This window comes from Faecalicatena sp., from assembly GCF_058819085.1.
In genome coordinates this window covers 105,486-117,504 of record NZ_JBZUUL010000012.1, presented here as the reverse complement: position 1 = coordinate 117,504, position 12,019 = coordinate 105,486, and the positions used below count along the sequence as shown (strand labels likewise).

At 44.8% G+C, this 12,019-nt stretch carries 9 protein-coding genes and 1 tRNA gene; 5 read left to right on the top strand and 5 right to left on the bottom strand.

Translation table 11 applies throughout. The features are described from left to right. The 4 genes from AC4OGX_RS06280 to AC4OGX_RS06265 all read right to left on the bottom strand — a co-directional run. A partial coding sequence (locus AC4OGX_RS06280) for an ABC transporter permease (protein ID WP_493329178.1) occupies nt 1-581 on the bottom strand: 581 nt, incomplete at its 3' end. Between the two features lies 1 nt (nt 582). Beyond that, a complete protein-coding gene (locus AC4OGX_RS06275) occupies nt 583-1,506 on the bottom strand; it encodes an ABC transporter ATP-binding protein (protein ID WP_493329164.1) in 924 nt (307 codons plus the stop codon). 130 nt (nt 1,507-1,636) lie between these two features. Next, nucleotides 1,637-2,584, bottom strand: coding sequence for a sensor histidine kinase (locus tag AC4OGX_RS06270; protein ID WP_493329162.1), 948 nt, complete (start codon nt 2,582-2,584; stop codon nt 1,637-1,639). A gap of 1 nt (nt 2,585) precedes the next feature. After that, complete coding sequence (locus AC4OGX_RS06265) at nt 2,586-3,278, bottom strand: response regulator transcription factor (protein WP_493329161.1); 693 nt, start codon at nt 3,276-3,278, stop codon at nt 2,586-2,588. Nucleotides 3,279-3,726: 448 nt separating this feature from the next. Between AC4OGX_RS06265 and AC4OGX_RS06260 the strand changes: the two genes are divergently transcribed. After that, entirely contained in the window at nt 3,727-5,112 is a 1,386-nt protein-coding gene (locus AC4OGX_RS06260) for a TrpB-like pyridoxal phosphate-dependent enzyme (protein ID WP_493329160.1), read from the top strand. 140 nt (nt 5,113-5,252) lie between these two features. Here AC4OGX_RS06260 and AC4OGX_RS06255 read toward each other — a convergent pair. Continuing rightward, a tRNA-Leu gene (locus AC4OGX_RS06255) sits at nt 5,253-5,337 on the bottom strand. 239 nt (nt 5,338-5,576) lie between these two features. On the opposite strand from AC4OGX_RS06255, the gene AC4OGX_RS06250 reads away from it, so the two are divergent. The 4 genes from AC4OGX_RS06250 to AC4OGX_RS06235 all read left to right on the top strand — a co-directional run bounded on the left by AC4OGX_RS06250 (nt 5,577) and on the right by AC4OGX_RS06235 (nt 11,997). Further along, complete coding sequence (locus AC4OGX_RS06250) at nt 5,577-7,376, top strand: Hsp70 family protein (RefSeq protein WP_493329159.1); 1,800 nt, start codon at nt 5,577-5,579, stop codon at nt 7,374-7,376. 1 nt (nt 7,377) lies between these two features. After that, entirely contained in the window at nt 7,378-8,664 is a 1,287-nt protein-coding gene (locus tag AC4OGX_RS06245; protein WP_493329158.1) for a J domain-containing protein, read from the top strand. A 30-nt stretch (nt 8,665-8,694) separates the two neighbouring features. Beyond that, a complete protein-coding gene (locus AC4OGX_RS06240; RefSeq protein ID WP_493329157.1) occupies nt 8,695-8,991 on the top strand; it encodes a hypothetical protein in 297 nt (98 codons plus the stop codon). A gap of 294 nt (nt 8,992-9,285) precedes the next feature. Next, the gene (locus AC4OGX_RS06235) at nt 9,286-11,997 is read left to right on the top strand and encodes an ATP-binding protein (protein ID WP_493329155.1); all 2,712 of its coding nucleotides are present in this window, start codon (nt 9,286-9,288) and stop codon (nt 11,995-11,997) included. The last annotated feature ends 22 nt before the right edge of the window (nt 11,998-12,019 follow it).

Here is a 12,019-nt window from a genome sequence, read left to right as displayed (position 1 = left end):
GATGTACCGACTGTTCCGAGCAATCCCCAGTTCAGTATAGAGTAAAAGAAGGACATCAGGATGGTTAACAGAAAAGTTCTGTTGAAATAAACGATCAGCAGAACGATTGGCAGCGATGCTGCAACGATCAGTATACCGAATACAATGCTCATTATGATCTTATAGGTCATCCCGTAAACAAGGCCCACATGGAAGAGCTTAGCAAATAAGGCAACGGCCAGTGTACTGATGACGCAGAAAAAGGTGCTGAAAAGAAAAAGCATGATGATCTTTGTCATAATGAGTCTGGTGTTTGAGACCGGGATCGTACGGATATTTTTAAACGTATCGCAGTCCCGTTCCGTGAAAAACAAAACGGCTGCTATAATGCCGATCAAACAGGGCATGAGGAATACCAGGCCATATCCCAGCATCATGGTGTAGGCATAATCAAATCTTGTCTGCAGATAATGTATACTTTCATCTGTCCCCATGCCGCTCTTCGCCATATAGACTAAGATAAGCGGGAAGAAGAGTGCAAGGGATAAAAGTGCATAGATCATCCTTCTGCGCTTTAACTTCCAGAATTCACATTTGATCATTTTAAGCAATTCCCTCACCTCCGGTTACTTTCTTGAAATAATCCTCTAATGTTTCCTCGCAAAGGTGCACTTCACTGACATCTATCCCATTACTGTCAAATGCGTGAACGATGGCTGCTGTATTCAGGGAAAAATCGTACAGCATCATATTATGATCATCCCCGATACGAAATACGGATGTGTGAAATACTCTCTCCAGTATACGTCCCGCCTGAGCCGTATTCGAAACAATAAAGTGAATGTACTTTCCGTTTTTCTTTTCCAGCTCCTCCAGACTTTTTTCTTCCAGGAGAACACCGTGGTCAATAATCCCGATATCATCAGCCAATAGTGCGATCTCCGAAAGAATATGGCTGGAGATCAGGATAGTCTTTCCGCGCTCAGTGCATAGGTTGCGGATGAATCTCCGTACCTCCGCGATTCCGATCGGATCGAGCCCGTTGATCGGCTCATCCAGGATCAGAAGCTCGGGATCGTGCATGATCGCCAGGGCAATTGCCAGACGCTGCTTCATGCCAAGGGAGTACTGGGAAAATAGTTTTTTATCCCGATAGGGCAGACCCACCAGCTCCAAAGCCTTCCTGACAGCATTCTTCTCCGGCACACCGCGCATTTCTGCAAAAATGCGGAGGTTTTCTGTTCCCGTCAGATTAGGATAAAAACCAGGGGATTCGATCAGGCTGCCGATACGCGGCAGGATCTTTTGCTCCTCCGTCAGGATATCCTTTCCGAAAATTCTGACAGAGCCGGACGTGGGTTCTGTCAGGCCTAAAAGCATTTTCATGGTCGTAGTCTTGCCGGCTCCATTTCGTCCCAGCAGGCCGTAAATGCGGCCTTTTTTGACATGGATGTTTAAGTCCGAAACGCTTTTCTGCGAACCATACACTTTAGTAAGATTATGCGTTCTTATCATATAATTGTTCATAATGCAATTCCTCCTATTGTCTGCAGTATTGTGTGATCTAACAATATAAACTTTACCACTCCAACCTAACCTTAACCTAACTTCAACCTAAAACAAACCTAAAAATTTTCAGGCAGAAAAAACTCCCCGCTTAAAAACGGGGAGTCTGTCTAAGAGCAAGCGGGAACTGTACAGTAAAGATCGTTTTTTCACCGGGGATACTGTCTGCCTCGATGGTTCCATTCATTTTTTCAACCATCTGCTGCGTGATGGCAAGGCCTAATCCGCTGCCTTTTTCGGATCGTCCTTTATCACATTTATACAGCCGGTCAAAAATATGAGGGATATCCTCTCTGCTGATGCCTATGCCGTTGTCAGCTACGCATAACCGGATGGTATTGTTTTGCATACTCATGGTGATTTTTATATATGTAGCACGGCTGTGTGTGATCACATTTTGAATCAGATTGTTTACGATCCGGGTGTAACCGTTTTGGTCAATTTTAATTTTACAGGGACACTCCGGGAATTCAATGTCATATTCGATGTCATTCTCCTCAAAGACAGGAATCCAGTCTTTGAGGATATTCCGGGTAAACTCTGTTGCTTCCACCGGAACCATAGTAATGGCGAGCTCGTCAGAGTTTAGTTTAAACCAGTCAAACAGGACATCAATGTAATCTTTCAGATCAAGAGCTTTTTTACGTGCTGTTTCAAAATAGGAAGCTCTTTCGTCACCCGTTACGATTCCTCTGTGTATAGCGTCCAGATAACCGATCAATGTCGTAAGAGGAGTGCGTACATCATGGGAAAGGCTTGTCATGAGCTGTCTGTTGGCTTCGTCCACCCGTTTCATCACAATGATACGGTTCTCGTAGCCGGATACGATCTTGTTGATACGGTATACCAGCGGTGCGGTCAGATCACTTTGGCGTGCGAGTAGTTTCATGTTTCCGTTTCCGTTAGAGATTTCTTCCATTGCATCCGCCATATCGGCAAGCTGCTTTTTGGTGTGGATCAGCTTCGTGATAAGCAGCAGTGAGAGCAATAAGAAAAAGAGGGCAGTTAAGGTGAGTAGGAGAAACAAGTTAGAATGCATATCACACCTCCTTATTGAAACGGTATCCCATTCCCTTGACCGTCTGGATGATCGGTAACCCGCCTGATTCCGATTCGATCTTCTTGCGGAGCTTGCTGATCATGACCATGATGTTGGCATCATCAAAGCAGTATTCTTCCTTCCAGACGGCTTCGTATATCTGCTTTTTTGTCAGGATTTTCCCCTGGTGGCGGGCGAGATATAGGAGCAGCTCAAATTCTTTATTTGGTAATTCGAAGGTCCCTTTTTCTGTTGTCACACTATGCTCATCCAAGTTGATCTTTAAGCCTTTGTAAACTAATTCTCCTGATGAATTATTTATAGAATCCAGATATCCGCAGCGCCGGATAAGTGAAATGACACGGGCGGAAAATTCATTGATATCAAAAGGCTTGGTTAGGTAATCGTCTGCACCTGCCCTCAATCCCCGGACTTTACTGTTGCTGTCGCTTTTGGCCGTAAGCATGAGTATCGGTATATTGCTTATTTGACGGATCCGGTCCAGCGTCTCAAACCCATCGATCCCAGGCATCATAACATCTAAAACGACAAGCTGGTATTCTGTCTGTGTAAGTGCGTTAAGCCCGTCTTTTCCTGAATGACAGCAGTCTGCCTTAATATTTTCTATCAAAACACTTTTCTGTAATAATGCACATAATTCTTTGTCATCATCTATAATTAAGATTTTATTCATGACTCCACTGCCTCCTTTTGCTTGTGATTATGTGCTTATTATATATAAATTGTGTTCTAATAACAACCGGGAAAAAACTCTTGACAATAGAATTTTATCGTGTTAAAGTTTCTATAAACCGATGAGGAAGAGCAAGTACTTTCTGTACTTACCGCACAGAGAGCTGCAGATGGTGGGATTGCGGCAGGAAAAGGCAGTTAGGAATGGGCTTCTGAGGGCGAGCTGAAAAGTGGAGTAGGTAAGCCGGAGAGAGTACTCCGTTAACAAATTCGGCATATGTCTGTATGCATGAGAGGATGCGTTTTTTGCCGCATCAAGCTGGGTGGCACCGCAGGAGTTATATGATTTAGAAATTATTTACTCTTGTCCCTGCAATAATTTATTGTGAGGGATAGGAGTATTTTTTTATACTTTTTTATCCCGGAAGAATTGAAAGGAGATCATGAAAATGAAAGAAAACAAAATTCCCTACAAAATTTATCTGGAAGAGAGCGAGATGCCGAAGGAATGGTACAACGTACGTGCCGATATGAAGAATAAGCCGGCACCGCTTTTGAATCCTGCAACATTAGAGCCGATGACAGCAGAAGAACTCGGCGTTGTATTCTGCGAGGAGCTGGTTAAACAGGAGCTTGACAATGATAACAGATATATTGAGATTCCTGAGAAAATCAGAGATTTTTATAAAATGTACCGTCCTGCACCGCTTGTAAGAGCTTACTGTCTGGAGGAGAAACTTAAGACGCCTGCCAAGATCTACTACAAGTTCGAAGGAAATAACACCAGTGGAAGCCACAAGCTGAATTCCGCCATTGCACAGGCCTTTTACGCAAAGGACCAAGGCTTGAAGGGTGTGACTACAGAGACAGGAGCGGGACAGTGGGGAACAGCCTTATCTATGGCTTGCTCTTATCTGGATCTGGACTGCCAGGTATATATGGTAAAATGCTCCTATGAGCAGAAGCCGTTCAGAAGAGAAGTGATGAGGACATATGGAGCAAGCGTGACACCTTCTCCGTCAGAGATGACCGAGATCGGAAGAAAGATCCTGGCAGAGCATCCGGGAACCTCAGGAAGTCTTGGATGTGCCATCTCAGAGGCGGTTGAGGTTGCAACCCATACAGAGGGTTACAGATATGTTCTGGGAAGCGTGTTAAGCCAGGTAATGCTGCATCAGTCCGTTATCGGTGTGGAGACAAAGATCGCGATGGACAAATATGGAATCAAGCCGGATATCATCATTGGATGTGCAGGCGGCGGTTCCAATTTAGGAGGCCTGATCTCCCCGTTCATGGGCGAGCAGTTAAGAGGCGAGGCAGATTACCAGTTTATCGCGGTAGAGCCTGCATCCTGCCCAAGCCTGACACGAGGCGTATTCGCTTATGATTTCTGCGATACCGGTATGGTATGCCCGCTGGCTAAGATGTACACACTGGGAAGCGGATTTATCCCGTCTGCAAACCATGCAGGAGGCTTAAGATATCACGGAATGAGCTCCATCCTGTCACAGCTGTATCATGACGGATACATGGAGGCACGTTCGGTAGAACAGACCGCAGTATTCGAGGCGGCAGAGCAGTTTGCAAGAGTGGAGGGAATCCTTCCGGCGCCGGAAAGCAGCCATGCGATCAAGGTTGCAATTGACGAGGCTATGAAGTGTAAAGAGACAGGGGAAGAGAAGACCATCCTCTTTGGACTGACAGGAACCGGATATTTTGATATGTATGCATATGAGAAGTTCCATGACGGCCTGATGACAGATTACATCCCGACAGATGAAGATCTAAAGGCCGGCTTCGATGGAATTCCAAGATTCCCGGGGAATATGGAGTAAAAAAGCGGTAAGAATATTTGAGAAAATAAATAAGGAAGTATTGCCTTTAAAAGCGATACTTCCTTTTTTAATTAGAAAATAATTATCAGCAAAAAAAAGAAAACCTTTAATAAAAGAAGGTTTCCTTACTCTTTCAATAATGCGGAAGATGGGACTTGAACCCACACGAGCGCATTGCTCACAAGATCCTTAGTCTTGCTCGTCTGCCAGTTCCGACACTTCCGCATTTCGTAACGTTATTTTGTTGTTCCCTCGTTACAAATGATATAATACTATGTTTTTCCTCAAATGTCAACAGAATTTTGTATATTTTTTATTTAATTTGAAAAATTCATTTTCTCCAACTGTTCAGGTGATATAGTCGCTGTTCATAATTACTTCCTCCGTATTTGTTTATTGCAGAAATATAAAATATATTTTACTATAGTAATTAGGATACTTTTGTCATAGAAGGGGGAAGACAAATGGCAGTAATAGGAATTGACTTGGGGACGACAAACAGTCTGGCGGCTGTGTGGAGGAATGGATTTAGTGAATTGATCCCGAATGCATTTGGTGAGATGCTGACGCCGAGTGTGGTGAGTATTGATGAGCAGGGAACACTTTATATTGGTAAGACGGCAAAAGAGCGTCTGATCTCATACCCGGAGTGTACCGTATCTGCATTCAAGCGGTTTATGGGAACAGATAAGGTTTATCAGTTGGGAGAGATGAGCTATACACCGGAAGAACTCTCAGCATTTGTATTGAAAAAGTTAAAGGAAGATGCCGAGGTTTATCTCAAGGAGAAGGTAACGGAGGCAATCGTCAGTGTACCGGCCTATTTTAATCATGCGCAGCGGGAGGCAACGAAACGTGCCGGAGAGATGGCGGGGCTGATTGTGAAGAGGATCATCAATGAACCATCGGCTGCGGCGCTGGCCTGTCAGAGTTTGTATCCGGAAGAGGAGACAACGGAGCTGGTGTTTGATTTTGGTGGAGGAACACTGGATGTGTCTGTAGTGGAATGCTTTGATAATATCATCAATGTCATTTCTGTCAGTGGGGATAACCATCTGGGAGGCTGTGATTTTGATTTGGCGATGGCTGAATACTTCTGTAAGGAGCATGGGATTGAGTATAAGAGCCTTTCAGAATCAGAACAGGCGGCAATACTAAAAAGTGCGGAGGCATGTAAGATAGCCCTGTCAGAAGCAGACAAAGCACAGATGGCGGTACATTATAACGGTGGAACACAGATGCTGATGTTTGATACGGAGAAAATGATTCAGGCATCTGCAGGAATCTTTCGGAGGATGATAGAACCATTAAAGCAGGCGGTGAATGGAGCGGAGCTTGAGTGGGCGGATATCAGCCGTATCATTCTGGTTGGCGGATCGTGTAAAATGCCGTCAGTGAGGCTGTATCTGCAGCATTTTCTAAAGAAGGAAACCGCCTTTTTAGGCTCCCCTGATACGATCGTTGCGCTGGGGGCCGGAACATATGCGGGGATTAAGGAGAGGAAAGCGGATATTAAAGATATGCTTCTCACGGATGTCTGTCCATTTACACTTGGGGTAGAGATCAAGGACGGAGTTATGTCACCGATTATTGAGCGTAACACTGCACTGCCAGTCAGTAAATCAAAACTGTATGTATCAATTGTAGATAATCAGAAATATGTAGAATTTGATATCTATCAGGGAGAATCACCTCTTGCAATAGACAATATGCTTCTGGGGGAGATTGGAATGCCGATTCCTCCTGCCCCGGCGGGAAAAGAAATGGTAGAGGTACGATTTACTTATGATATCAATGGAATATTGGAAATAGATGCAAGAGTTCTCAGTACGGATGAGATGAGGCATCTTGTAATTGTTGACAAGAAAAATAGAATGAACAATGAGCAGGTGGAAGAGATTTTAAAGGGAATGCAGAAATTAAAGCTGCACCCAAGAGAAAGAGAAGAAAATGTATACCTGATTTCAAGGTGCGAGTCATTATATACGCAGGCCGGACCGGGACTGCGTGAATTCCTTTTAAGTCAAATGCAGTATTTTCAATATCTGCTGGAAACGCAGGATGTGATGAAGATTAAAAAGGGGAGAGAACGCTTTTTGAAGGCGCTTGACGCGGCGGAAAAAAGCCTGGATGTTTTCTCTACACAGGATGAATTCCAGGCATTTTCTTCCAAATGGTATGAGGAAGCAAAGCGGGAAGAAGCAGAGGAAGACTGGGACGAGGAGCTTATGTCCTGGCTGGAGAAAGGACATTTGACAAGTTAAAATGAGTGGATTAGCAGACATTTGGTCACTGCTTGATATTGAACCGACCAGTGACATCAAAAAGATAAAAAGAGCGTATGCAAAACAAGCAGCTAAATATCATCCGGAGGAATTTCCGGAAAAGTTTCAGCAGATCCATCAGGCATATGAGACGGCATTACGGCTGGCAAAATCAGAAGGCTTAGAACCGGAAGAACCAGAAGCACTCCCGGCTATAACGAGTGAAACAAAGGATGATGCTGCCTGGCAGGAAGCTCAGAAAGTCAGTGAACTGGCAGAAAAGTATGCGAAGGAAGAAGAACGAAGAAAAGTGCATACTGCTTTGTATGATGCATTTCTTCCGGATATTGCGCTGGACAGGCTGGATGATTTCCTGAAAATGCGCGGCATACAGCCTCACAGGTCTTGGTGTGGATATATTCAGGAACCAGTTTTCCTGGAAGCGCTTCATCATCCGGACTTTTTAAAAAGGCTGACCTACAGAATCGGGACATTGACGTTTCAAAAAAGGACGAGAGAGCAGATAAAAGAGGTGCTGGAAAAGGAAATACCAGACAAACTGAAAGATTGGAAATTGCTGAATGACGTTCTGAATGGAAAGAAGCTGCTAAGTGAAAAACAGAGAAAAGAAATCCGCAATAGGAGACTTGCTCCGGTCTGGTTCGGTTTTTTAATTGTTTTTTTATGGGTTGTAAGCCTTCATAACTCCGAAGAAGAGGAAGAAATACAGAAGCTCCATGCTGTTGAAAATTTAGAAATATATATAGAAGAAAAATATCAGATTCCATGTTCGGTCATTGAAACGGATGCAACGGTGTTTGACGGATTTCATTTTGTCCCTGATGATGAGGAAGAGATAGATTATTATCATGTAGATACGATAGAGAGTAAAGGGGCGCCGGAATGTTTTCACCTGGCATGGGAGTCTGACAGTACTGATTATGATGATCTGAAAGATACCCTGGAATATGAGACGATAAGCATGTATGCCGAAGAGTATGGTCTTTTACAGAGGCAGGGAATGAGCAATACGAATGTGATCCTGATACAGGATGTTCCTTATGAAGAGTTTGAGCTTTTGTTTATCCAGTTTTTACATGCACTTAGGCAAAGCTGTTATGTACAGTCCGGGAAGACTGTAGAGATAGAAGTGCAGCCAGGTATGATGGATTATAACGGGATCAAATTTGTGGTAGAGAAGGAATACGAGATTAATGAAGATGAGGTTCGGGAAAAGTTAAAAGAATGTGTTGACCGCAGCCTTTTTTATCATCTGGAATCGGAATAGGTAACAGCACGGAGAAAGCAGAGGTGTCGTATGGAAAACATTTATATGCTGTGTGTCGATGATTCATTTTCTATTTACTCAGATGGCTGTATTATCACAGGTATCCTGAAAGGTGGAAGAATGTCTGTCGGTGATCAGGTCTGGATTATTCATGCAGATGGATCGAGGAAGCTTGTAAAAGTGAAAAAAATGGTAGTATTTGAAGATGGGGAAGTTAATAAAACGGTCAAGGCAGAACCAGATACCAGAGTCGGCTTCTGGACAAAGGAGGCTTTAGTGGAGGAGGTGCCCGTGGGAAGTGTGATCAGCAGCAGAGATGCGGTTTAGCATATCACCATACCATGGTGATTTTTATATGATGCATTTTACAAATACTGTGTGAACAGTAACTTTGCGACTTTACAAAGTAAATGATAGCAAGAAATTTCAATTTGTGCTAGAATGTGATTACGAGTGCAAATACGAAAGTTTTTCCTTTTTTATAAGTGAGAGGATGCTTTACATACTTGCAATACAACGGAAGATAATTAGGAGGGCATCATGCCGAGGTCACAAAGGAATGTATCTAGTTACATAAGATGTTTTATTTTGCCTGCCCTGTTTTTATGCCTGCTTTTTTCTATGGGGCAGAGGGCAGAGGCACAGGAAGCAGGGGAGGAACGTGTGCTGACGGTCGCCTTTCCGGATGTTCCCGGATTTACGGAGGTGGACAAGCATGGCAACAGGCATGGCCTGGTCGTAGACTATCTGAACGAGATCGCAAAGTATACCGGATGGAAGTATCAGTATATCGATGTGCCAGACGGGACGACGATGCTGAATCAATTTATGGAGGGTCAGTATGACTTGATGGGCGGAACCTATTATGTGGAGGGGGCCGAGAAGTACTATGCCTATCCGGATTATAATACAGGGCATGGCAGGTCTGTTCTGCTGGCCCGCAAGGATGATGCCAGTATCAAGAATTCTGACTGGAAGAGCATCGATGGCAAAACGATCGGTGTTTATAAAAATGCAAAAGAAAATATACGCCGTCTGAAGGTTGCATTAGAAAGCAACGGTGTAAAGTGTACGATCAAAGAGTATACGCTGGACCAGATGAAGGATCAGAATCTTCACTGTTATTTAGAAAATGGGGATGTGGATCTCCTGCTGGCAAATAGTACTGAGGATGCAGGAAATCTGCGTGTCGTAGAAGAGTTTGATTCGCAGCCACATTATATCGTGACGACGCCGGGAAATCAGGAAGTACTGGATGGTTTGAATACGGCATTGGAGAAGATCACGGAGTCAAACCCCAATTTTGCAGAAGAGCGTTATGATGCGAATTTTCGGGATGGAAGCATTGAGAGTATCTATCTGAACGAAGAGGAAGAAGACTTTATACAGGACAAGGGGACGATATCCGTAGCGGTCGTGAAGGACTGGCATCCACTGTTCTGTAAAGAATCAAAGGAACCTCATAATGGGATCATCCCGGATGTACTGGAAAAGGTCGGGGAGTTTACCGGGCTTAAATTCACATATGTCTATGCGGATGGCTACCATGAAGCATTAGAGCTCGTTCAGCAGGGAAAAGCAGACATGCTGGGGGCTTTTCTTGGAAAGGAAGAAGAAGGAAGCGAGACAGATATGGCTGTGTCCATGCCCTATGCAACTTTTAATGATATTATTGCCCGGAATAAGAAGGTCAGTTATCCGTCTGACGGACTGACAGGTGCGATCTTAGAAGGCAGGCGTATGCCGGAGAGTATAAAGGCGGCACATGTTAAATATTATAAGAATACGAATGAGGCATTAAAGGCAGTCAATCACGGGGATGTGGATTTTTTCTATGGTATTTCGTATCATATTGAGCGGGCTATACAGATGAATCATTATACGAATGTGATCCCGAATACCCTGGTGAACGACTTAAATCATATGAGCTTTGCGGTTAAAAGCCCTGTGTCGACAGAGCTGTTGACGATCGTTAATAAGTCCCTTTGCAGCATGTCGGGCGAGGAAAAAAATATGCTGACCAGCCAGAATATGATCTCATCAGGAACAGGGAGTGTTTCTATCATAGAGTTGATCTATAGCGATCCCGTGAAGTTTGTATCTATCATCGGCGGCGCGGCACTGCTTCTGGTGCTTCTTGCGGCGGCTGCGGCTGTTTCGATGATACGTGCGGCAAGGATACAGACCAGTCTGGAGAAAGCGGAGGCAGCGAACCGGGCCAAGGGCGAATTTTTATCCAGGATGAGCCATGAGATCCGGACTCCGATGAATGCGATCGTAGGACTCAGCGATCTGACGTGTATGATGGAGGGCCTTCCAGAGAAAGTCTATGAGAATCTGGCGAAGATTCGTACCTCCTGTCATTATCTGCTGAGCCTGATCAGTGATATTCTGGATATGAGCAGGATCGAGAGCGGGATGATGACGATCGCAGATGAGCCGTTTTCACTGGGCAGACTCCTGGATGAGCTGGAGAGTATGATGACAGCGGATGCCGGGCGGAGGAAACTTCACTTTTATATGGAAAAAGAGCTTGGGGCGGATGTTCTTCTGGGCGATGAGGTGCGGCTGAAACAGGTGCTCACCAACCTGATCTCCAATGCCTTTAAGTTTACACCGGCGGGCGGTACGGTCCATGTGCGTGTGTCCTCTGCGGGGGAAAAGGAGGGACGTGCCGTATATCATTTCCAGGTGATCGATAACGGTGTCGGAATTTCAAAGGAAAACCAGGCACGGATATTTGGAGCCTTTGAGCAGGTTGGACCGAATTATTCGAGGAGCCAGGGGACCGGACTGGGACTTGCGATCAGCAAGACTATCGTGCAGCTGATGGGCGGCGAACTGAGACTGAAAAGTGAACCGGGACAGGGGAGTGAGTTCTATTTCACGGCGGCCTTCCCGACCGGTGAGCTTCCTATAAAGAAGGAAGAGATAGAGGAAAACTGCCTCGCGGGGATAAAGATCCTTCTTGCGGAGGATAATGACCTGAATGCAGAGATTTCCATAGAACTGCTTAAGATGCAGGGGGCAGAGGTGTGCCGGGCTGTAGACGGAGAAGAGGCTGTTGAATTATTCAGGAGGAGCAGACCGGGCCAGTACCAGGTGATTTTGATGGATATCCAGATGCCTGTTATGGACGGATTGACGGCGTGCCGCAAGATACGTGAATTGGAACGCACAGACAGTGCGGTCATTCCGATCATTGCTATGACGGCGAATTCTTTTAAAGAGGATGAAGATGCTGCATTGGCGGCAGGAATGAATGATTTTCTGACAAAGCCAGTGGATGTGGAACAGCTTTATTATGTACTGAAAAAGGCCTCAGGCAGATAAGGAGCAAAACCGGAGAGCTGCT

Coding starts and splice junctions, on each gene's coding strand:
- AC4OGX_RS06275 (WP_493329164.1), bottom strand. CDS start 1,506: ATGAACAATTATATGATAAGAACGCATAATCTTACTAAAGTGTATGGT.
- AC4OGX_RS06270 (WP_493329162.1), bottom strand. CDS start 2,584: ATGCATTCTAACTTGTTTCTCCTACTCACCTTAACTGCCCTCTTTTTC.
- AC4OGX_RS06265 (WP_493329161.1), bottom strand. CDS start 3,278: ATGAATAAAATCTTAATTATAGATGATGACAAAGAATTATGTGCATTA.
- AC4OGX_RS06260 (WP_493329160.1), top strand. CDS start 3,727: ATGAAAGAAAACAAAATTCCCTACAAAATTTATCTGGAAGAGAGCGAG.
- AC4OGX_RS06250 (WP_493329159.1), top strand. CDS start 5,577: ATGGCAGTAATAGGAATTGACTTGGGGACGACAAACAGTCTGGCGGCT.
- AC4OGX_RS06245 (WP_493329158.1), top strand. CDS start 7,378: ATGAGTGGATTAGCAGACATTTGGTCACTGCTTGATATTGAACCGACC.
- AC4OGX_RS06240 (WP_493329157.1), top strand. CDS start 8,695: ATGGAAAACATTTATATGCTGTGTGTCGATGATTCATTTTCTATTTAC.
- AC4OGX_RS06235 (WP_493329155.1), top strand. CDS start 9,286: ATGGGGCAGAGGGCAGAGGCACAGGAAGCAGGGGAGGAACGTGTGCTG.